The 20,890-nt window shown below is 71.9% G+C and carries 15 protein-coding genes and 1 pseudogene; 9 read left to right on the top strand and 7 right to left on the bottom strand.

Annotated elements, in window-relative coordinates:
• Nucleotide 1: 1 nt before the first annotated feature.
• Nucleotides 2-808 carry a methyltransferase domain-containing protein gene (locus Q5425_RS07110; RefSeq protein WP_308671285.1) on the bottom strand — a complete coding sequence of 269 codons (807 nt, stop codon included), beginning with the start codon at nt 806-808 and terminating at the stop codon, nt 2-4.
• Between the two features lie 177 nt (nt 809-985).
• Here Q5425_RS07110 and Q5425_RS07105 point away from each other — a divergent pair, with 177 nt between their 5' ends.
• A complete protein-coding gene (locus tag Q5425_RS07105; protein ID WP_308671284.1) occupies nt 986-2,209 on the top strand; it encodes a sulfotransferase in 1,224 nt (407 codons plus the stop codon).
• A gap of 2 nt (nt 2,210-2,211) precedes the next feature.
• Nucleotides 2,212-3,339, top strand: coding sequence for a nucleotide disphospho-sugar-binding domain-containing protein (locus Q5425_RS07100; protein ID WP_308671283.1), 1,128 nt, complete (start codon nt 2,212-2,214; stop codon nt 3,337-3,339).
• Nucleotides 3,340-3,361: 22 nt separating this feature from the next.
• Here Q5425_RS07100 and Q5425_RS07095 read toward each other — a convergent pair whose 3' ends face one another.
• Genes Q5425_RS07095 through Q5425_RS07080 form a run of 4 tightly spaced genes read right to left on the bottom strand, consistent with a single transcriptional unit; the run spans nt 3,362 to nt 7,948 of the window.
• Nucleotides 3,362-4,006 (bottom strand): VC0807 family protein, encoded by a 645-nt coding sequence (locus Q5425_RS07095; RefSeq protein ID WP_308671282.1) that lies wholly within the window; start codon nt 4,004-4,006, stop codon nt 3,362-3,364.
• Between the two features lie 13 nt (nt 4,007-4,019).
• On the bottom strand, nt 4,020-6,407 hold the full coding sequence (locus Q5425_RS07090) for a PEP/pyruvate-binding domain-containing protein (protein WP_308671281.1): 2,388 nt from the start codon (nt 6,405-6,407) through the stop codon (nt 4,020-4,022).
• Complete coding sequence (locus Q5425_RS07085) at nt 6,404-7,033, bottom strand: PadR family transcriptional regulator (protein ID WP_308671280.1); 630 nt, start codon at nt 7,031-7,033, stop codon at nt 6,404-6,406. The genes Q5425_RS07090 and Q5425_RS07085 overlap by 4 nt, the downstream gene beginning before the upstream one ends.
• Nucleotides 7,034-7,066: 33 nt before the next feature.
• The gene (locus Q5425_RS07080; RefSeq protein ID WP_308671279.1) at nt 7,067-7,948 is read right to left on the bottom strand and encodes an NAD-dependent epimerase/dehydratase family protein; all 882 of its coding nucleotides are present in this window, start codon (nt 7,946-7,948) and stop codon (nt 7,067-7,069) included.
• Nucleotides 7,949-8,051: 103 nt separating this feature from the next.
• Here Q5425_RS07080 and Q5425_RS07075 point away from each other — a divergent pair, with 103 nt between their 5' ends.
• Together Q5425_RS07075 and Q5425_RS07070 are read left to right on the top strand one after the other, a co-directional pair.
• Nucleotides 8,052-9,089, top strand: a complete 1,038-nt coding sequence (locus Q5425_RS07075) for an NAD-dependent epimerase/dehydratase family protein (protein WP_308671278.1) — start codon at nt 8,052-8,054, stop codon at nt 9,087-9,089.
• Between the two features lie 222 nt (nt 9,090-9,311).
• Nucleotides 9,312-10,526 (top strand): annotated as a pseudogene (locus tag Q5425_RS07070) (peptide MFS transporter); the annotation flags it as partial.
• Nucleotides 10,527-10,820: 294 nt separating this feature from the next.
• Here the strand turns inward: Q5425_RS07070 and Q5425_RS07065 are convergent.
• Nucleotides 10,821-13,613, bottom strand: a complete 2,793-nt coding sequence (locus Q5425_RS07065; RefSeq protein ID WP_308671277.1) for a BTAD domain-containing putative transcriptional regulator — start codon at nt 13,611-13,613, stop codon at nt 10,821-10,823.
• A gap of 164 nt (nt 13,614-13,777) precedes the next feature.
• On the opposite strand from Q5425_RS07065, the gene Q5425_RS07060 reads away from it, so the two are divergent.
• From Q5425_RS07060 to Q5425_RS07040, 5 genes are all read left to right on the top strand, one after another.
• Complete coding sequence (locus Q5425_RS07060; RefSeq protein ID WP_308671276.1) at nt 13,778-15,577, top strand: BTAD domain-containing putative transcriptional regulator; 1,800 nt, start codon at nt 13,778-13,780, stop codon at nt 15,575-15,577.
• Between the two features lie 519 nt (nt 15,578-16,096).
• Nucleotides 16,097-16,876 carry an aminotransferase class IV family protein gene (locus Q5425_RS07055; protein ID WP_308671435.1) on the top strand — a complete coding sequence of 260 codons (780 nt, stop codon included), beginning with the start codon at nt 16,097-16,099 and terminating at the stop codon, nt 16,874-16,876.
• A 95-nt stretch (nt 16,877-16,971) separates the two neighbouring features.
• Nucleotides 16,972-17,958: a helix-turn-helix domain-containing protein gene (locus Q5425_RS07050; protein ID WP_308671275.1), complete on the top strand. Its 987-nt coding sequence runs from the start codon at nt 16,972-16,974 to the stop codon at nt 17,956-17,958.
• Nucleotides 17,959-18,197: 239 nt separating this feature from the next.
• Nucleotides 18,198-19,184, top strand: a complete 987-nt coding sequence (locus tag Q5425_RS07045; protein ID WP_308671274.1) for a ParB/RepB/Spo0J family partition protein — start codon at nt 18,198-18,200, stop codon at nt 19,182-19,184.
• Between the two features lie 59 nt (nt 19,185-19,243).
• Nucleotides 19,244-19,543 (top strand): putative quinol monooxygenase, encoded by a 300-nt coding sequence (locus Q5425_RS07040; protein ID WP_308671273.1) that lies wholly within the window; start codon nt 19,244-19,246, stop codon nt 19,541-19,543.
• An 18-nt stretch (nt 19,544-19,561) separates the two neighbouring features.
• On the opposite strand, the gene Q5425_RS07035 is transcribed toward Q5425_RS07040, so the two are convergent.
• A complete protein-coding gene (locus Q5425_RS07035) occupies nt 19,562-20,851 on the bottom strand; it encodes a condensation domain-containing protein (RefSeq protein ID WP_308671272.1) in 1,290 nt (429 codons plus the stop codon).
• Nucleotides 20,852-20,890: the final 39 nt, after the last annotated feature.

The following is a 20,890-nucleotide window of genomic DNA, read 5'->3' as shown; positions in this document are numbered from 1 at the left end:
GTTACCGCGCCTTCCGCAGCACGAGGGTCTGCGACAGGGCGGGGTAGTTGCCGACGAACAGCTCGGGCAGCCGGCCGACGACGTGGTCGAGGTCGAACTCGGGGAAGCCGTGGAGTTCCCGCCGGTCGCCCTCGACGAGCTCGAACCCCTCGACCAGGTGGCTCACGTCCACGTTGGTGCCCCAGACGTTGCGCTCCAGCACCCCGAACGGCCGGAGGTCCAGGAAGAGGTCGATCGTCAGCACGCACCGGCCCTCCGGCGCGAGCAGCTCGCCGATCCGCTCGAGCAAGGACCGGCCTTCGTCCGGATCGAGGTGTTCCAGCACCGACAGGCAGAGCACCCGGTCGAACCCGCCGGCCGGCAGGTCCGCATCCTGCAGGCGCTCGGCGACGAGCCGGACGCCGGTCCCGAAGGTCTTGTTCAGCAGGGCGTGGTTGGCCGGCGTGAGCGTCCACGCGTACCCGGGGAACGGCATCGCGCGCCACGTCTCGTCGTCGTCGGTCGCCGACGGGTCGACGTTGGTGACCTCGCAGCCCTCCATGTCCAGGACGTACTGCAACCCGCTCAGGCCACCTCCCACCTCCAGGACCCGCATCCCCGGTTCGAGCTCCGCCGCGTGGTAGGCCCACGGGTACTCGAGAATCCGGGTCATGCTGTTCCACTGGAAGGCGAACGGGCCGAACCGCTCCCGGTCCGGGTCGGCCAGCCGCTGGGTGACGGACAGCCCGGTCGGTGCGTCGCCGAAGGGCGCGTTCCACCGTTTGTTCCAGTCCTGATGGTTTTGGGGCAGTCGCTTGCGGCCGATCATGTGACGCCTCGCAATCCCTCGTCATTCCGGCGGAGGCGACAGTCACACCGGGTGTTCGAACATCGCTGAAGTATCGCTCGACCGCGCTTTCCCGCCGTGGGCCCGGATGCCAGGCTGGACGGCGTCCGCCTCGTCCCGGCCGATTCCCCGCCCGCGTCACCCGGAGGCCGCTTTCCCATGAACTGGTTCGAAGTCGACGATCTGGCGTCCCCACGTCCCAACCCGCGGATCGAGCCGATCCTGCGTGCGGTGCTCGACGCGGGCGGGACGCCGCTGCGGCCCGGTGAGCTGCTCGCCGAAGCCGTCCGGCAGACGGGGTTGACCGACTTCGGCGGCGAAGAGTTCCGCCGCCCACTCGAAATCCTCTGCACGGCCCTGCGCACGGAGGCCGGGCTGAGCCCGGTCGGCGAGGTGAGCCTGGCAGCAGGCCTGGTGCAGTTGCTGGGCAACCGGTTGCTGGTCGAAGACCTGTTCGCCCGGCACCCCGAAATCGCCGCGGTGCCGGTGGACCGCCCGATCGTCATCGCGGGCCTGCCCCGCACCGGGACCACGCACCTGCACCGGTTGCTCGCCGCCGCGCCGGGGGTCCGCACCGTGCCGTACTGGGAGTCGGCGGAACCGGTCCTGGCCACGCCGGTGCACCCCGATCCGCGTCCGGAGCGGGCGCACCGGGCACTGGAGTTCGTGGACCTGGCCTTGCCGCACCTGAAACGCATGCACGAGCTGGACGCGCGCGAGGCGGAAGAGGACATCCGGCTGCTGGCAATCGCGTTCTCGTCGACGTACTTCGAATGCCAGGTGCCGGTGCCCGCTTACCGCGACTGGTACCTCGGCACGGATCAGAAGCCCGCGTACGCCTTCCTGCGGCGGGTGCTCCAGGCGCTGACCTGGCTGCGCGGCGGTGGCCGCTGGGTGCTCAAGGCGCCGCAGCACCTGGAACAGCTGCCCGCCCTGTGCTCCGTCTTCCCGGACGCCACCGTGGTCTTCACGCACCGCGACCCCGCCACCGCGGTCGCCTCACTGTCCACCATGGCCGCTTACTCGGCCCGGATGATCCAGCGGGTGGTGGACGTCCCCGCCATCGCGAGCTACTGGGCGGACCGGATCGAGCACCTCATCGGCCGCTTTCTCGCCGACCACGCGGCCGTGCCCGCCGAGTGCTCGGTGCACGTGCCGTTCACCGAGATCGTGACCGATCCGCTCGGCGTGGCCGAACGCGTTCTCGCCGCGGCCGGCGTGCCGTACACCGCCGAGGCTAAGGCGGCCCTCGACGACTACGTGCGCGGTCATCCGCGCGACCGGCACGGCCGGATGCGGTACGACACGGACGTGCTGGGCTTGACCGGGCGACGGCCCTCTGCGGCCCTGACCGCCTACCGTGCCCGGTTCGGAGAGGAGTGATCGTGCGGATCCTGTTCACCAGCTGGGCGTGGGCCTCGCACTACTACCCGATGGTGCCGCTGGCGTGGGCGTGCCGGGCCGCGGGCAACGACGTCCGGGTCTTCAGCTCGCCCGGGCTGCGGCGGGTCGTCGAAAACTCCGGCCTGCCCGCTGTTTCCGGCGGGGCCGACGTCGACGTGGCCGGCATGGTCCAGCAGCGCATGCGCGACGGCGCACGAAGCGGGACCGGGCGCGACGGCGGCAGTTTCCGCGGGCTGTCCATGTTCGCCGCGGTCGCCGAAGCCATGGTGGACGAGCTGATCTCGTTCGGCCGGTGGTGGCGCCCGGATCTCGTCGTCTACGAGCCGACCACGTATGCGGGGCCGCTGGCGGCGGCCGCGCTCGGCGTGCCGGGCGTCCGGCACGGCTGGGGACCGGACTTCATGCACCAGGCGAGTGCCCACGAGCCCGGCCTGCTGGCGCCGCTCGCCGAGCGGATCGGCGCGGGGCCGGTGAGCGTGCGGGGGGCGCTGCTCGTCGATCCCTGCCCGCCGAGCCTGCAGTGCGCGGGCCTGCCCGAGCGCCAGTCGATGCGGTACGTGCCCTACAACGGGCCGGGCCAGGCGCCCGGATGGCTGCTCGAACCCGGGCGCGCGCCGAGGATCTGCGTCACCTGGGGAACCTCGACGACCAAGCTGAACGCCGAGCTGACCGTCGTCGGCGACGTGCTGCGCGCGCTCGGCGACGTGGACGCCGATGTGGTCGCCACACTGTCCGAAGAGGACAGGGAGCTGCTGGGACCGGTGCCCCCGAACGCGCGCGTGGTGCCGCCGGTGCCGTTGCACGCGCTGCTGCCCACCTGCACCGCGCTCGTCGGGCAGGGCGGCCTCGGCACGATGATGTCCGCGGTGACCTGCGGAGTGCCGCAGCTGGTCGTCCCGCAGTTGCCGGACCAGCGGTTCAACGCGGGACTGCTGGCCGCCTCGGGCGCGGGCACGGTGCTCGAACGCACGGAACTCGACCGCCTCGCCGCCGAGGTGGCCGCGCTGCCCGCCCGGCAGGCCGCCGCCGAGCGGCTGCGGGACGAGAACGCGGCCCTGGCGGCCCCCGTCGACGTGGTACCGGTGCTGGCGAAGCTCGCCGGGGGCTGAGCTCCGCCGGCACCGGCCGGCATCAGGCGGCCGCGTTGACCCGTTCCCTGATCCGCCCCGCGTACTTCGGGGTCCACAGGACCAGGAGGCCGAAGGTGACCACGTAGAGCGCGGGGGAGACGAATACGGAGGCGTCCACCGGAATGGTGTAGACCACGATCACGCGGAGGATCGACTCGAGGATCAGCGCGACGCCCCAGACCGCCGTCATGAAGTTCATCCCCTTGCGGAACTCCGCCGACTCGGTCCAGAACTTGTCCCAAGTCGGCGCGTCCATCTCCGGTATGCCGCCGCTTTCGGCGAACTTGCGGCCGAAGACGTTGATCAGCGGCCGCCCGACGAAGATCGACCCGATGAAGGCGCACCCGACGAACCCGGTGAAGGCCGATTCGCGCGCCAGCACGAACCGGGCGTCCCCGCTGATCAGCGCCATCGCGATACCCACGCCGAAGAGGCAGACCATGAACACGGCGAGGCCGTCGACCCGGCGGTGGAGGACGAGCTCCACCGCGAACCCGAGCGCCGGCACGGCACTGGCCGCGATCAGCGCGTACAGGTCCCGGACGTCGAAAACCCGGTGCAGCACGACGAACAGGACGACCGGGAGTACGACGTCCACCAGCAGGCGGGGCAACATCGCCCGGAACCCCGCTCCTTTGCCAGCCATTTTGGCTCCTCACTCAGCTTTCGATGAAATCGACGGTTCCCGAGTCGCCGTCGACGGTCACCAGTTGCCCGTCCCGCAGGACGTGCGTGCCGTTGCCGGTGGCGACGACGGCGGGGACCTGGTACTCGCGGGCGATGATCGCGGGATGGGACAGGATGCTCCCGGTGTCGGTGACCAGCGCGCCGACGCTGCCGAACAGCACCGACCACTGCGCGTTGGTCTCCGGGCAGACCAGCACGTCGCCGGGCCGCAGCTTGTGGAACTCGGTCTCGTCGAGGATCACCCGCACGGTCCCGGTATAGCGGCCACCCGACGCGGCGAGCCCGCGCAACCCGGTCGCGGTGGCCTGGGCCTCCGCGACCGGTGTCGCCGTGCGCCCGACCCAGAGCACGATCTCGATGGTCCGCCGGGAGGCCGGGTCGAGCGAGTCCAGCCAGGCGGCGCTGTCCTTTTCGGACGGTTGCTGGGGTGGCTCGCCGTAGAAGGGCGGCCCCACGTGGGCGGTGGCCCATGCGCGTTCGGCCCGCCGCACGTCCGCCAGCTCCCGCCGGTCCGCACCGTCGCGCAGCGCGTCCAGCGCTTCCGCCAGGTCCAGCAGGAACACGTCCGCCGGGTCGGCGAGCAGGCCGCGGGCGGCGAGCCGGCCGCCGAGTTCGAGCACCCCGCGGCGCAGCACCGCCAGCATCACGTGCGTGTAGAAGGCGCTGTCGTCGCGGACCGGGTAGCTCCGCCGTGCCAGCCGCACGGCCTCGGCGAGCCGGTCGCGCTGAGCGTCGTCGAGCCCGGCGACGGCCTCCGCGTAGGCCCGCTCCCGGTTCCCGGCCAGGGCCCCGAACTCGGCTTCGGGATCGCTGTCGCTCTTGAGCTGCGCCTCGACCAGCCGCAGCACCAGTTCCGGCTGCTCGGCCAGCGTCGGCTGCGTGATGTCCTGGCCCATCGTCCGGCTGCCGTACTCCCGCAGGTAGTCGCCGAACGCCGTGGCGAATTCCGCATCGGCCGCCAGAATCCGGGCCGTGTCCCCGCTCGGCAGCAGCTCGCGGACCGCGGGATCGGCCGCGGCCATGCGAGCCAGCTCGGTGAGCCGGAGCCCGGGTTCGGTGGTCTTCCCCGGTACGCCGACGATCAGCCGCAGCGCCTGGAAGGCGTCCCAGCCCAGCAGTTCCGAGCAGGTGAAGCCCAGCTCGCCCCACACGAACGAGCTGGCGCCGCCGACCCGGAAGTGCACCTCGTTGGAGACGGTCGACAGGACCCGCGCGGCCTGCAGGTGCTCGGCGAGCCCGGTGTCGGACAGCCCGGTCAGGTCCCGGTCCCGCATGGCCTTCACCCGCGCCTCGATGTCGGGCTGCCATTCGGTGTACCAGCGTTCCACCACCCGCGCCGGTTCCCCGGCGGCGACCGCCCCGATGATCCGGCCCACGCGCTCTCCGGTGCGCTCGCCCAGCGGCACGAACCGCAGGTACGACCAGCCGCCGATGTCGCGGTACTCGAAGCCGTACATCAGGCCGTACTCGAACAGCCGCCAGTTGACCTCGTTGAGACCGTCCTGCAGGAGGGAGCGCTGCATCGGGGTCCACGGCCGCCGCAGGTAGGAGTCGCGGAGCCAGAAGCCCTCCGGCACCTCGAACTCGATCTTCCGCTGGGCTTCGGGCAACGCGGTGATCGGCCGCGCCTGCAGCAGCATGATCTCCCCTCCGTCGATGGCCCACTCGATGTCCTGTGCGGCGCCGAAGTGCCGTTCGACCCGGCGGGCGAGCTCGGCGACCCCGCACGCCTGCTCCGGGGTGATGGCCCGCTCGGTGCCCGACCGGTGCTGTGCCTGGTCCCGGACCACCCACTCGTCGGCGGTGGCCTGCCCGGAGACCAGCCGGTCGGCGAGCCCGCGCACCGCGCTGACCACCGCCTCCGCGCGGTCGCCGGAGACCGGGTTGGCGCTGAACGCGACGCCGGCGGCCTCGGCCGGCACCATGCGCTGGACCAGCACGGCCATCCGGCCCGAGCCGTCGATGCCCCGGCCCTGGCGGTAGGAGGCGACCCGGTCGGAGCCGGCCGAGTCCCAGCACACCTTGACCGCGTCCAGCACGGCGTCCAGGCCGCGGACGTCGAGCACGCTCTCGTACTGCCCGGCGAACGAGCCGCCGGCCAGGTCTTCGTCCACACCGGACGACCGGACCGCCCAGGCGTCGTCCGCGCCGAGTTCCGCGAGCGCGGCCCGCACCGGTTCGCGCAGCTGCGCGAGGTCCTCTTCGCCGCCCGTCTTCCCGAAGGCGTCCACGGTCAGGACGAAGCCGTCAGGGACCGGGAAGCCCGCGCTGAGGAGCTCGCCGAGCGTCCCGGCTTTCCGGCCGACGGCCTCGGCGTCGGCCCGGGACACCTCGTCGAGCCGGCACACGTGGTTGCTCATGATCTACTCCGCTCTGTGGGCACGGCACGCAGTTTGGGGGCGCCGGCGCGCAGCACCCCGGGGTCTTCGCGCACGGCTTCCGGGTTCCAGTCCAGGTCGCCGCGTTCGATGTCGGTCAGCACGGATCGCAGCCACGTCAGTTCGGCCCGCCATACCTGGCTCAGGTGCTCCAGTTCCAGCCCGCACACCCGGTGGGCGTGCTCGGCGACGAGCCGCTGCTGCGCATCGAGGGCGGCGATCCTGCCTTCCAGCAGGGTCCTGCGCACGCCGAGCAGGCGGGCGGCGTCGGACGGCGGCAGGTGCACGATCATCGAAAGTGCCGTCGTCGTCGCGGTGTGGTCGGCCGGTGCGTCGGTGAGCAGTTCGCCCAGGTTCCCGAAGAACTCCTCGCGGCCTTCGCCGGTGATCCGGTAGACGGTCCGCTCGGGCCGGCGGCCTTCGCGCTGCGACTCGCACGCTTCGACGAAACCGGCCTTGTTGAGCCGGTTGATCGCGTGGTACAGGCCGCCGGCCAGGGGATGGTGCCGTTCCCGGCAGATGCGCTGCAGCTCGTACGGATGCCGAGGGTGTTCCAGCAGGAGCCCGAGCACGATCAGCCCCGCCAGTTCGCGTGGTCTTGGCGTCATGCATTACTCCAAACCAAATTAGTGCAGCCGACACTATACGAGATGTGGCTGGTGGTCCAACCGCCAGGTGGCGGCGAGTCCGGCGGTCAGGGAGGTGGTGGCCCGCCACGCGAGCGTCCGCGCGGCCAGCCGGCAGTCGAGCCACACGTCGTGCCGGTCGAACCCCCTGGCCGGCTCGGGGGCCAGCGGGGCCGGGCACCCGGTGGTCGTGCGGATCGCCGCGGCCAGTTCGGTCAGCGAGACCGGAGTGCCCGAGCCGATGTTCAGCGTGCGGGGGATGCGCGTGCCCAGGTTCCGCGCGCGCAAGTCGTGGACCCGCAGCAGCGCCCGCACGACGTCGTCGACGTAGACGTAGTCCCGGCGGGCGCTCGGATCGCCGAACACCCGCAGCGGCCGGCCGGACCGTGCGGCCAGCAGCCACTCGCCGATCACTCCCTGCAGCGTGCTGGTGCGCTGGCCGGGCCCGTAGACGTTGGACAGGCGGAGGATGACCGGGCGGGCGGTGCCGGCCAGCAGTTCCCGCTCCAGGTTGAGCTTGGCGAAGCCGTACGCCGTGACGGGCATGGTCGGCATCGACTCGTGGTACGGCGCCGCGAGATGCGGGCCGTAGACCGTCCCGCCCGAGCTGGTCAGCACGACGGTCGTCCGTTCCGGCAGGCCCCGCAGGAGCGCGGCGAACCGCTCGTGGTCCTCGTCGATCCGCTCCGGGTGGCGCACCGCGAGCGCCGGGTTGATGGTGCTCGCCAGGTAGAAGACGAGCCGGGCGGCCGCCAGTTCCGGCACCGGCCGGCCGGCGCGCAGGAACGGTGTCGTCCGGTCGAACCGGGCCGTGGCGATGCCCCTGCGGTCCAGCGCCGCGATCAGCCTGGTGCCGATGAAACCGGTCGCACCGACGACTGCCACGAAAGGTCTCATGACCGTGCTCCCTCTCCCGGGTTCGCAAGGAGACGCACAGTAGGAACGGCGGGTCGAGCGGACCTCGAACCGTTCTGGACGCGGCCACGACAGGGTGCGCGCCATGCGGATTCTGCTGACCGGCGGCGCGGGGTTCATCGGCTCACGGGTCGCCGGAAAACTGGTCGAGGACGGACACGAGGTCCGGGTGGTCGACGCGCTCGTGCACGGTGCGCCGCCGGTGTTCCCGGAAGAGGTGGAGTTCGTGCACGGCGACCTGCGGGACCCGGACACCGTCGACCGCGTGCTGGGGGGTGTCGAGCTGGTCAGCCACCACGCCGCGATGGTGGGGCGGGGGAAGGAGATCCTCGACGGCCCCCGCTACGTCGGGTGCAACGACCTCGGCACCGCGAACCTCCTGGCGGCGATGACGCGACGGGACATCGGGCAGCTCGTGCTCGCCAGTTCGGTCGTCATCTACGGCGACAGCAGGTACGACTGCCCCGAGCACGCGCGGGTCCGGCCGTCCCGGCGCACGCGGGCCGACATGGACGCGGGCCGGTACGAGCCGCGCTGCCCGGAGTGCGGTGCCGAGCTGGTGGCCAGTGCGGTGCGGGAGGACGACCCGCTGGACCCGCCGCGCAACGTCTACGCGGTCACGAAGCTCGCGCAGGAGTACCTCGTCGGCGCCTGGGCGAACGAGACCGGCGCCGCGGCGGTCGCACTGCGCTACCACAACGTGTACGGCCCCGGAATACCTTACGACAGCCCGTATTCCGGGGTGGCGGCGACGTTCCGGTCCGCGGTGCGGGCCGGGCGCGCACCCCGGGTGTTCGAAGACGGCGGCCCGACGCGGGACTTCGTGCACGTGAGCGACGTCGTCTCGGCCAACCTGGCCGCGCTGCGGTGGACGGGCGCGGGGATGCGGGCGTTCAACGTGGCCAGCGGCGAACCCCGCACGATCGGCCAGCTGGCCACGGCGCTGACCGAGGCCGCGGGCACCCCGGCGCCGGTCGTCACGGGGGAGTACCGCCCCGGCGACGTCCGGCACATCGTCGCCTCCGCCGACCGGCTGCGCGCCGAACTTTCGTGGCGCCCGGAAATCGGCTTCCACGCGGGCATGCGCGAGTTCGCCACGACCGAGATGCGTTACGCGTCGTGACGCGCCCGGCCAAGGATTCGCGGCGCTGGCTGGCGACTCTCTACCTCACGGACGTCTGGGAACGCTTCGGCTTCTACGGAATGCAGGCGATCCTGGTGCTCTACGCCACCACGCCCGTCGCGGCGGGTGGCCTCGGCTTCGACCGCGCCGACGCCACCGCGCTGTTCGGCGCCTGGATGGGGCTGATGTTCATGCTGTCCCTGCCCGGCGGCTGGGTGGCCGACCGGTTGCCTGGGACCGCGCCGGGCGCTGGTGGCCGGCGGCGTCGTCATCATGGCCGGTTACCTGTGCCTGGCGTTCCCGGCGCGGGCGGGGGCCGCGATCGGCCTGGTCCTGGTGGCGGCCGGCACCGGGCTGTACAAGCCCAACCACCTCGCGCTGATCAACCTGCTGTTCGGCGACCGGGCCCGGCGCGAGGCCGGCATCTCGCTGATCTACACCTCGATCCAGGCCAGCGCCCTGCTCGCCCCGCTGGTCATCGGCTACCTGGGCGAGCGGGTGCGCTGGCAGTGGGCCTTCCTGGCCGCGGCGGCCGTGCTGGCGGTGTGCGTGGTGCAGCTGGTGGTGGCCGGGCGCAGGCTCGGCCCGCTGGGGGACGCCCCGGGCCGGCCGCTGGGTTCGGTGCCCCGCCGGCTGTGGTTCGCGCCGTTGGTGCTCGTCGTGCCGGTCGCGGCCTGGATCGTGTTCGGGGTGACGGGGGCGATCGCCGTGGTGGCTTTGGCGAGCGTGCTCGCCCCGTTCGCCGGCTACCGCAGGCTCGGCTCGGCCCTCGCCCCGGCGGCGAGGACCCGGCTGCGGGCGTTCCTGTGGGTGTTCTCCGGTTCGGCGTTGTTCTGGATGATCGCCGCGCAGGACGGCTCCGTGCTCGCCTTGTTCGCCCGTGATCTGACCGACCGGACCCTGTTCGGCATGGAGGTCCCGGTCAGCTGGCTGCCCGCGGCGACCCCGCTGTTCGTGCTGTTCCTCGCTCCGGCGGCGGCGTGGGCGCTGCCGCGGATGGGCGGCCTGCCCCTGAAGTTCTCACTCGGCTTGCTGTGTGCGGGCGGCAGTTTCCTGCTGCTGATCGTGCCCGCACTGGCCTCGGCGTCCGGACGGGTTTCAGTCGGGTGGCTGTTGGCCGTCTACCTGCTGCACGCGTGCGGCGAGCTGATCATCGCCGCCGTGGGGATCGCCGCCACGGCGGACGTGGTACCGGCGGCCTACCTTTCGCAGGCGCTGGGGTTGTGGTGGCTGTTCGCCGCACTGGGCGGCGGCCTGGGCAGCCAGCTGGCGCGCGTGGTCGAGGTCCTCGGGCACCCGGTCTACTTCTTCGCCCTCGGCACGGTCGTGACGGTGACCGGGCTGGTCATGATGGCTCGGCGGCACGCCATCACCCGGGCGCTGTCGCACCCGGACGACGTGGCCGACCCTGCCCCGATGAAGCCGAGCCGCGCTTGAACCTCGCACCACTGCGTGGGCGTTTTTCGTCCCCCACCGGACCGGCAGGCTGTACGCGTTCCGGTACGCGCCGACGGCGAACCGGAGGAACACCCGGTGCCGGAAGGCTGCGACCTCAGCACCGCGATCCCCTCGGCCCCATTCTGGGAGACACCCACGACGCTGGTGTTCACCCACGAGCGCGGCGGCGTGAGCCGGCTGGTGCGCTGGGAGATCCGGTCCGGCCGGTTCGAGCACTTCGACCTGCCGGCCGTTCCCCATCCTGCGCCCTGTCCCGGGTTGAGCTTCGCAGCGTCACCAGCCCGGTCCTGCCGCGGCGCCGAGCCGGGTGGTGACCCGTTCGGCGTCCTCGTGGCGGCCCTGGATGCGGTACAGCTCCAGCGCGTCTCGCCACGCACTGCTCGCGCGGTCGTGCTCGCCGAGGTGCACGTGTACGGCGCCGAGCCGCTCCAGTGTCGTTGCCTCCTCGTAGGTGGCGCCGAGTTCCGTGTAAAGGTGCAGTGCACGGCGATGGAGCTCGGCCGCGCGGGGGTAGTCCGCCTGACGGGCATGGAGCACAGCCAGGCTGGCCAACGCGTCGGCTTCGCCGCGGCGGTCGTTGCTGCCGCGGCTCAACGTGAGGGCGTTGCGGCAGTGGGACAACGCCGTGTCGAAGTCGGCGAGCTCAACGGCGTAACTGCCGATCCGGTTCAGCGCCCGCGCCTCCCACACCGTATTTCCCAGCTGCCGGTACAGGGGAAGTGCGGTCCTGGCGTGGGTGATCGCTCGCCGGTGGTCGCCGCCGGTGGCGTGGGTCTGCGCGAGCACGATCTGCGCGTGGGCCTGTGCCGGTACGTCGCCGTGCCGTTCGGCCAGGGTGAGCGCTTCCTGGAGGTGGGCGAGCGCGTCCTCCAGGCGGCCCATCCTGGTGTAGGTGTCCGCGAGCATCCGGTGCGCAAGGGCTTCGGTGGCGTAGGCGCCGAGGCTGCGGGCGGCGCGAAGGCCCTCCACCCACGCGGCGACGTCGTCGGCCAGGAAGCCGCGGCGGAGGTTGAAGGTCGTCATGGCCCACGCGAGCTGCCAGACCGCCGCGTGGTCGCGGTCCTGCACGCACCGGTCCAGCACGGCGATCAGGTTGGACCGCTCGGCTTCCAGCCAGCGTAGGGCGGCCGCCTCGCTGCTCAGCGCCAGCGGCGCCGCACCGGGCGTGGCGGTACCGAGGTCCACCTCGGCGCTGTGCGGGTCGAGCAGCCGGTCGGCCCGATGCCCGGTTTGCAGGTAGAAATCGCGCAGGCGGGCGGACGCGGCGGTACGGCGGCGCTGCGGGACGTCGGCCGCGGCGACCTCGGCGGCGAAGAGCCGGACCAGGTCGTGCATGCGGAAGCGGTCGCCGTCGAGCCGCTGGACCAGCGACACCTTTTCCAGCGCCGACAACGCGGCGGCTGCCTCGGCCACGACGCCGCCGATCAGCGCGGTCGCCGCCGCGGTGCTGATGTCCGGACCGGGCGCCAGGCCGAGCAGGCCGAACAGCTCCGCCAGCGCCGGCTCCAGCGCGGAGTACGACGCAGACAGCACGGCGCGGATGCTCGCCGCCGGATCCGGGTCGTCGAGCGCGCCCAGCCGGGTGTTCTCGTGCTCGAGCTCCGCGACGGACGCTTCGAGCGGCTTGTGGGGTTCGACGGCCGCGCGGGCGGCGACGATGCTCAAGGCGAGCGGGAGCCCCGCGCAGTAGGTCACCAGCGCGGAGACGGCGGCGGGGTCCTGAGCCAGCCGCGTCGCCGGGAGCCGCGCGGCCAGCAGGTCATGGGACTCCTGAGCGGACAGCACGTCGAGGTGGACCGGACGAGCTCCGTGCGCGCTGACCAAGCCGACCATCTGCTCCCGGCTGGTCACGATCACCGTGCAGCCGGGGCTGCCCGGCAGCAGCGGGCGCACCTGTTCGGCGTCGCGGGCGTTGTCGAGGAGCAGGAGCATCCGCCGTTCGGCGAGGAGACTGCGGAACAGGGCTGATCGCGCTTCCAGGCCGCCGGGGACGGAATCCGGCTTCACCCCCAGTGCGTCCAGGAATCCGTGCAGCGCCTCGGTGGGGTGGACGGGTTTCGCGCCGGGACCGTAGCCCCGGAGGTTCACGTACAGCTGGCCGTCAGGGAAGCGGTCGAGGTGCCGGTGTGCCCAGTGCAGCGCGAGCCAGGTCTTGCCGACGCCGCCGCTGCCCCCGATCGCCGAAATCACCGCGGTGGCACCGGTGGTTTCGTCCTCGAGCAGGGCGTCGTCGAGGAGGGCCAGCTGCGCCGCGCGGCCGGTGAACAGCCTCGGCCGCCCGGGCAGCTGCCGGGGAACCGGCTGCCGGTCGGGGGTCCGGCGGCCCGGCAGCAGGACCGGGTCGGCGAGCAGGATGCGTTCGTGCAGCGTGCGCAGCGAGCGCCCGGGATCGCACCCCAGCTCGTCGGCCAGCCGCCGCCGGAGCCGGTCGTAGCGGGCGAGGGCTTCGGCGGCCCGGCCGTCTTGGTACAGCGCGAGCAGGTGCTGGCCGGCGACCCGCTCGTTCAGCGGCAGCGCCTCGCTGAGATCGGTGAGTTCGTCGACGACGTCGCGGTAGCGCCCGTGCTCCAGCGCCAGGTCGATGCGGTCCAGGTTGACGGCGAACCGTTTGTTCTCCAGCTGCTGTCGCAGCGTGTTGAACCACGGCGTGTCCGCGGTGGCGAAGGGTTCGCCTCGCCAGAGGCTCAGCCCTTCGCCGAGGAGCGCGAGGCGAGCGCTGCCCTCGGCGTGCGACGCCTCGTCGAGCAGCTTGGTGAATCGATGCAGGTCCACCGCGACCGGCGCGACGAGCAACCGGTAACCGCCGGATTCCCGGACCAGGTCGACCCCGGCGGTACCGGAAAGGGCGCGACGGAGCCGGTGAATGTACCCATACAGCGTATTGCGGACGCTGTATGGTGGCCGGTCTCCCCACACTCGGTCGATGAGCTTGTCGGCCGGGAGCAGGTGATTGGCCTCGACGAGCAGTGCAGCCAGCACCAGGCGCTGCCTGGCGTGTCCGAGCAAAAGCGGGTGGCCCCCGGCGAAGCCTTCGATCGGACCCAGCAGGCGGAATTCGATGGGCACGCGCACTCCTCCCTCCGAACCCCGACACGCGGACTACCTGCCGATACAAGATTCATCCTAGCCTTGTGCGGAATGGTTGAAGAGGCGCTGGAATGACGCCGGCCGCCGATCTGGTGGGTGCATTCCGCACGGCCACGCAAAACGGGGATCCGGGGGATGACGCGATGGAATACCGTATCCTGGGCGCACTGGAAGTGCGTGCGGACCGGGCCGGGGCGATCGCGCTCGGCAAGCCGAAGCAACGGCTGCTGCTGGCAATGCTGCTGGTCAAGGCCAACCGTCCGGTCGGTGTGCCGGAGCTGATCGACACGATGTGGGGCGAACGGCCGCCCCGGTCGGTGCTGGGAAACCTGCAAACCTACATTTCCTCGTTGCGAGGCCTGCTCGGCGCCGATCGGCAGGGCACACCCCGCATCGAAAGGCAAAGTGCCGGGTACTTACTGCGTGTACACAACCATGAGCTCGACTTGACGAATTTCGCCCGGTTGGTGGATCAAGGCCGAGCTGCGTCACGCACCGGAAACGACCCGGTTGCCGTCGAACTGCTCCGCCAGGCATTGGTGTTGTGGCGTGGCGAACCGCTGGAAGACCTCGACTGGCCGGGTGGCCCGATGGCCGAGGTGCTCCGCATCACCGAGCTGCGGTTGTCGGCCGTGGAGGACCACGCCGAGATCGGCCTCCGGCTGGGCCAGGCCCCGGCCCTGATTCCCGAGCTGTGCGCGGCCGTCGGACGGCATCCCCTGCGGGAACGGTTCACCGGACTCCTCATGCGCGCGCTCGCCGGATCCGGCCGGACTGCGGAGGCGCTGACCGCCTTTGCCGAGCTGCGCGAACGGCTCGCCGGCGAGCTGGGTGTCGGCCCGGGGCCGGAGGTCCGCCGGATCCGGGAAGAGATTCGGCACGGCCTGCCGGCGCCCGCGCCGCGGCACGGCCCGCCCGCGCGGCCGGTGCCGCGGCAGTTGCCGGTGCCGCCGTCGATGCCCGCTGCCCGGACCCGGTTCGCGAAGGAGTTGTGCGCGCAGCTGGGGAGCCCGGCGGCGGTGGCCGTCTCGGGGCTGCCGGGCACCGGGAAGTCGGTCTTGGTGCAGCAGCTGGCCGCGGGACTGGCGGAACGGTGCCCCGACGGGCAGTTGTACATGAACTTCGGCTACGCGGCGGAGAGCGCGGCCGTGGAACGGCAGGTGCTCCGGAGGGCGCTGCGGGCGTTCGGCGTGGATCTGCCGGTCGGTTCGGCTGACGAGGCCGCGGCCGTCCTGCGCTCGACGCTCGCGGATCGCCGGGTGCTGGTGGTGCTGGACGACGTGGCCACGGCCGCCCACGCGCGTCCGTTTCTCACCGGTAGTCCCGGCTCCACCGTGCTGATCTCCGGCAGGCGGGTGCTGGCGACGCTCGACCGGGTACGCCACGTCCGGCTGCCCGCGCTCAGCCCGCCGGACGCCGAGGAACTGCTCGGTGTGCTGGTGGGCGGGCAGCCGGAACCGGGTGCGCTGCGGGAACTGGCGGAACTGTGCGGTCATCTGCCGCTGGCGCTGCAGGTGGCCGCGGCCCGTCTGCAGGCACGGCACTGGTCGCTGCCCGAACTGGCCGACCGCCTCCGCCCGGAGAGCCGGCGGCTGGACGAACTGCGCGTGGACGACATCTCCGTCCGGGACCGGTTCCGGCAGTGTCACGGCGCGTTGCGGCACCTCGGCCCGGTGGCCGGTCCGGCGGCGCACACCCTGCTCCAAGGCCTCGGTGCCGGCGAGACCGGCGAGGTCGCTCCGGGCGATGTCGCCGGCGACCAGCGGCTCTCGGTACGGGACGCCGAGGACTCGCTGGACGAGCTGGTCGACGCCGGGCTGGTGGACCGCGCACGTCGCGGTCACTACCACCTGAACCCGTTGATCCGGTTGTTCGCCCGTGAACTGGCCCGGCCCGGGCTTGTTCCCGTTCAGCGGGTTCCGGCGCTCCACGGATGCGTGTAGGGGAAGTGAAGCCGTTGTGGAGCAACGGCTTCTAGCGTCGGCCGCAGGCCTTCGGGACAGGGGAGCGACTATGTGGGTGGGCGAGACCATCAACCGTGCCCGGTGCAGGGTGCTCGGTGTCGCCGACGTGCGGCCGGAGGACAACTTCTTCGGGATCGCCGGCGGCTCGCGCCCGACGGTCGCGGCGCAGGAACAGTGCTTCGCGAACCGGACCGAGATCCCGCCGCCGGACCGGGTCCGGCCGCCCCGCAGGCCGCGGTACCCGGGCTGCTCGCGGCAATCATCGCGGCCGGCCGCCGTACCGGCGCGCCGGGTCGGTCTCGGCGCGAGCGACGCTCGGCGCACCACACGAGGACGTCACGGCCTACCACCAAGCGTTCCTCGAACGCCGGGGTTACTGGGCCCGGAAGACGAACACCGCGCCCGGGCGAGTGGCGGGAGTTCCACGAGCACTTCGACAAGCGCCGCGGCGAATTCGGTGCTTCGTCCGTGCTGCGGATACGAGACGATGCCGACTTGATGGAGCTGAACGGAGTACCGGCGGACCGCATCCAGCTGAGCGCACTCGCGATGACGAACTACGGCCACTTCACCACCATGCGAGTCGCGGACGGGCGGGTGCGGGGGTTGTCCTTGCACTTGGAGCGGTTGTCGCGGGACTGCCGGATAGTTTTCGGAACGGACCTGGACACCGAACGGGTGCGATATTTGATTCGTCACGCGCTGGGTGAGCGGAAAGGGGCGGCAACAGTCCGGGTAACCGTGTTCGACCCGGCGTTGGAGCTCGCGCATCCCGGAGCGGCGGCCGAACCGCACCTTCTGGTGACCACCCGACCCGCTCCGGCCGAGGCACTGTCGCCGATGCGGGTGCAGGCGGCCCGGTACGTGCGGGAGCGGCCGGAGGTGAAGCACGTCGGCCTGTTCGGCACGATCGACCGGCGGCGGCGCGCGCAGCTGGCCGGTTTCGACGACGTGCTGTTCATCGACGAGCGGTCGTTCGTCGCCGAGGGGGCCACCTGGAACGTCGGGTTCTTCGACGGAGAGCACTTGGTGTGGCCGCGGGCGAAAGTCCTGCCGGGAGTGACGATGGCGTTGCTCAACGAGGTCCACGGCGGCCCGGTCCGCACGGATCCGGTCCCGCTCCGTCAGCTGCCCGGCATGGGTGCGGCGTTCGCCACCAATGCCGGCGTGGGCGTCCGGGCGATCAGCGCCGTGGACGGCGTCGGGTTCGCCGAGGCGCACCCGATCCTCGACGTCCTTCGCAAGGAGTACGCGGACATCCCCGCTCAGCCGCTGTAGCCGGGCGTTCGCGAGCAGGGACGGGAACGTGCAAACCGTACGGGTCACTCGTGCGTGTACTCCTTGCGAAGGACGTCGGCTGGGGGGGAGAGAACATGACTTTGCGTATTGTCTTCGGCCGGGCGGACCTGCAGCGCGTCCGGCTGGCGGCCAATCCCGACCCGATGTGGGAGCTGGCACTCGCACTGAACCGCATGCGCGACCAGAGCATCGAACTGCGGCTTTCCCGCTGGCAGCGGCAGGTCCGCCGCCAGGTGCAGGGTGATGCCCACCGGTGGCGGAAGGTCCTGTTCAGCCTGGTGCCGTATCCCGGAAACTTCCCCGACTTCCTCACTCCGGCGCCCTCGGTCGCCGACCTCGGGGCCGGTTGCGAGGCGATCCTGGGCACCAGCCGCCGGCGGCTGCGGCAGGACCTCGCCGCCACGTTCACCGACACCGCTGCCCCCAGCTGGATTCGTGAGCTGGCCGCCGGTGGCCGTAGTGAGCTGGAGTCCGTCGTGGACTCCGTCCAGGCCGCCCACGACCTGTTGGTCGCACCGTCCTGGGACGTCGTCCTCGCCGCCGTCGCGGCCGACCGGGCCGAGCGGATGCGTGTCCTCGGCCGCGACGGGGTCGGCGCTCTGCTCGTCGGGATTCCCGGAGTGGCAGGGTGGGACGGGCAGGTGCTCAGGATCAGCTACCCGCGTGCCCGCACGGTGCACCTCGCGGGCCGCGGGATGACGTTGATCCCCAGCTACTTCTGTTCCGCGCCGGTCTCACTCATCGACGCCGAACTCCCGCCGGTCCTGGTCTACCCGGTGGCAGGTCCCTTCGGTGCCGAACCCGGCGCGTCCGGTGTGCCCCGGCAACTGGTCGCCCTGCTTGGCCGGACCCGGGCGGAGTGTCTCGCCGCACTTACCACACCGTGCACGACCAGTGCACTGGCGGACCGCCTCGGCGTGTCGGTCGGCACGGCGAGCAAGCAGGCCGCGGTGCTGCGAGACGCCGGGCTCGCGACCTCTCGCCGGCGGGGTGGCGCGGTGCTGCACCACCTCAGCCACCTCGGCGAGCGACTGCTGACGGGTGAGGACATCGCAGGTTGACCGCTCCTTTTCGATGACGGGAAAAGGTATTGCCGAGCCCCGGTGAGCTGGTCAGGCTGGGAAAGACGTCCCGGCCGTCGACGTCGGGGCGCATCACGATCGGGGCGAGTGGAGCTGCTTTGGAATTAGACACAGTGTCGGCGGGGGACGGTCCGGGGCTCGCACCAGGCCGCGCGGACCCTCTCACGGGCCCCGGTCCGGATGGGCCCGACGGTGTCGAGACGATCCGGATCGCGGACGTGACGGTGCGCGAGTCGCCCCGGCAGGCCGGGGAGGACCAGGGGCACGTGCGGTACCTCGCCGAGTGCAGCGATCCGTTGCCGCCCATTCTTGTGCACCGCCAGACAATGGTCGTGGTCGACGGTCTGCACCGGTTGCGTGCCGCCGAGCTCCGGGGCGCGCGCACGATCGCGGTGCGGTTCATCAGTTGCCCGCCTTCGGAGATCTTCGTCGAGGCGGTGCGGGCGAACATCAACCACGGACTGCCCTTGTCCTTCGCCGACCGCAAGGCTGCGGCCGCCCGGATCGTGGCGTCGCACCCGCACTGGTCGGACCGGGCGATCGCCGCCACCAGCGGTCTGTCGCACAAGACCGTGGGCAAGATCCGGCAGGCCTTTCCGGGAAACCTCGCCGACACGCCGTTCCGGGTCGGGCAGGACGGCCATGTCCGGCCACCGCGCGGCTACGGCCGCGCGGTGGCCGAGGAGATCATCAGGCGACATCCGCACGCCTCACTCCGCCAGGTGGCCGCCGCCGCGCGGATCTCCGTGAGCACCGCCCACGCCGTGCGGCGGCGCCTGAGCCTCGACGCAGATCAGGCGCCGCCCCCTCGGCGGTCCGAGGAGAACCGGCACGACCCGGCGGACCGGCCCGCGCCGGCCACCGCGGACAGCGCCGCGGATCTCGACGTCGCGCCACCCGCACCGCCGACCCGGCGGGCTCCCGCCGAAACGGAAGACGTGGCCCGCCACGGGCGGATGACGGCGGTCATCGGGCGGCTCCGGGCCGATCCGTCGCTGCGCTTCACCGACGCCGGGCGCGCGTTGCTCCACCTGCTCAGCTCCTACCACCCGACCAAGCACGAGTGGCATCAGCTGGTCCGGAGCGTCCCGGCGCACTGGGCGCCGACCGTGGCCGATTTGGCGCGCGAGGTCGCCGCCGGGTGGCAGGCGTTCGCCGGGCAACTCGACGAGGTCAACCGCCGGGAAAACCTGGCACCGAACTGACCGCTGCCCACCGTTCGACTGGGGGTCTTCCCCAGTCGAACACCGCCGGAAGGAGCCGCATGGGCGAGTTGCAGGTGATCGCGCGGTACACGATCGCGGACAACGCGCACGACGACGTCATGGCGCTGCTGTCGGAGCTCGCCGAGGCCAGCAGGACCGAGCCGGGCACGCTGTCCTTCGTGGTCTACCAGCGGCCGGACGACCCGCGCGAGGTGGTGCTGCTGGAGCGGTACGCGTCGCGGGAGGCGCTCGCGGCACACCGTGAGACGCCGCACTTCGCCCGGCTCGTGCTCGGTGAGATCGTACCCCGCCTGGAAAGCCGGGTCGTCGAGCTGTTCGACGCGACGTCCCCCGGCTGATCGCCATCCACAGTGGACCTAAATGCGCTGGTTCGGGTCGTGCGCCGCGGTGGCGAGGAGCTCACGGTACCGCGCCGCGAACGCCGCCGCCTCATCCTGACCGAGCACCCCGGCCGAGTAGCTGAGCGTGCCGGTGACCCGCTGCCCGTCGTCGTGCAGCGCGGCCTCGACCTGGCCGGGCACGAAGTCGCGGCCGAGTTCGACCGGCGTCAGCCCGATTCCCGCGAAGTCCAGTCCGGACACCGGTGGTTCGAAGAAGAAGCCGGCGCAGGCGATCGGGTCGGCGTCCTCGTCGCGGTCCGGTTCGACGAGGCGCAGGTACGCGGTCAGGTCGAGCTCCTCGTGCGCGAGAGCCGACATGCTCGCGTCGTGGACGCGACGGACAGCTTCGGCGAACGTCGTGGCGCCGCCGAGGCTCAGCCGCAGGCACACCGCGCCTGCGAAGAACCCGATCAGTGGGTGGGTCTGCGGCCGCTGCCTGCGTGCCACCGCGATCGCGACGAGCACGTCGTCGTCGCCGAGGCGGTCGCGCAACTCGATCGCGTAAGCCGTGAGCAGCAGGACGAACACCGTGGTTCTGGCCGACCGCGCGAAGGCACGCAGCTCCCCGGTCAGCTCGGTGCCGAGCGCGATCGGGACGACGCCTGCCGCGCCGGTCTCCGCGTGGCGGGGCAGTTGCTTCCCCGGCCGCCCGTACAGCAGCCGCTTCCAGTAATCCGCGTGCTCCCGCGCGTCCGCACTGGTGGCCCACTCCCGTTGCCACCGCGCGTAGTCGCCGTACTGGCTCGCCAGCGGCGGCAGGGCGGCGGGGCGCCCGGCAGCCCTGCTCCGGTACAGCTCGCCGAGCTCGTCGAGGGCGATGCGGAACGACCAGCCGTCGCCCACGACGTGGTTGCAGACGATGGCGAGCAGGTGCTCGGTCTCGGTGAGCCGGAACAGGGTGATCGTGGCCAGTGGTCCGTGCGCGAGGTCGAACTCACCGCGCAGCCGCGCTTCCACGCGCGCGACCGCGGTCGCTGCTCCGTCCGGCCGGTCGCGCAGGTCGACCACGTCGCAGGACACCATGGGCCGGCCGTGCACCCGCTGCCAGACCTCGCCGCCGTCCTCGTAGAGCGTCGTGCGCAGCACCTCGTGCCGGGCGGCCAGTTCCGCGACGCTCGCCTGGAAGGCGTCGTGGTCGAGCTCCGCGTCCAACCGCGCGGCGAAGGCCATGTTGCGGCGCGTCCCGTTGGTGGTGCGGTCGCGCCGGTACCAGTGCCGTTCCTGTTGGAACGAAGCGGGAACCGGGACGGAACTCTCGTCGGTCATGCAGCGATCCTAGGGTGTCGGCGGCGTTGTTGGTGACAG

It is taken from the genome of Amycolatopsis sp. A133 (assembly GCF_031082405.1).
Taxonomy (GTDB): domain Bacteria; phylum Actinomycetota; class Actinomycetes; order Mycobacteriales; family Pseudonocardiaceae; genus Amycolatopsis.
This window is presented reverse-complemented; position numbering and strand designations above follow the sequence as displayed.

What these genes read in the sequence shown, in the direction of transcription:
- Q5425_RS07110 (WP_308671285.1), bottom strand. Translation starts at nt 808, where the DNA reads ATGATCGGCCGCAAGCGACTGCCCCAAAACCATCAGGACTGGAACAAA.
- Q5425_RS07105 (WP_308671284.1), top strand. Translation starts at nt 986, where the DNA reads ATGAACTGGTTCGAAGTCGACGATCTGGCGTCCCCACGTCCCAACCCG.
- Q5425_RS07095 (WP_308671282.1), bottom strand. Translation starts at nt 4,006, where the DNA reads ATGGCTGGCAAAGGAGCGGGGTTCCGGGCGATGTTGCCCCGCCTGCTG.
- Q5425_RS07090 (WP_308671281.1), bottom strand. Translation starts at nt 6,407, where the DNA reads ATGAGCAACCACGTGTGCCGGCTCGACGAGGTGTCCCGGGCCGACGCC.
- Q5425_RS07085 (WP_308671280.1), bottom strand. Translation starts at nt 7,033, where the DNA reads ATGACGCCAAGACCACGCGAACTGGCGGGGCTGATCGTGCTCGGGCTC.
- Q5425_RS07080 (WP_308671279.1), bottom strand. Translation starts at nt 7,948, where the DNA reads ATGAGACCTTTCGTGGCAGTCGTCGGTGCGACCGGTTTCATCGGCACC.
- Q5425_RS07075 (WP_308671278.1), top strand. Translation starts at nt 8,052, where the DNA reads ATGCGGATTCTGCTGACCGGCGGCGCGGGGTTCATCGGCTCACGGGTC.
- Q5425_RS07060 (WP_308671276.1), top strand. Translation starts at nt 13,778, where the DNA reads ATGGAATACCGTATCCTGGGCGCACTGGAAGTGCGTGCGGACCGGGCC.
- Q5425_RS07055 (WP_308671435.1), top strand. Translation starts at nt 16,097, where the DNA reads ATGGAGCTGAACGGAGTACCGGCGGACCGCATCCAGCTGAGCGCACTC.
- Q5425_RS07050 (WP_308671275.1), top strand. Translation starts at nt 16,972, where the DNA reads ATGACTTTGCGTATTGTCTTCGGCCGGGCGGACCTGCAGCGCGTCCGG.
- Q5425_RS07040 (WP_308671273.1), top strand. Translation starts at nt 19,244, where the DNA reads ATGGGCGAGTTGCAGGTGATCGCGCGGTACACGATCGCGGACAACGCG.
- Q5425_RS07035 (WP_308671272.1), bottom strand. Translation starts at nt 20,851, where the DNA reads ATGACCGACGAGAGTTCCGTCCCGGTTCCCGCTTCGTTCCAACAGGAA.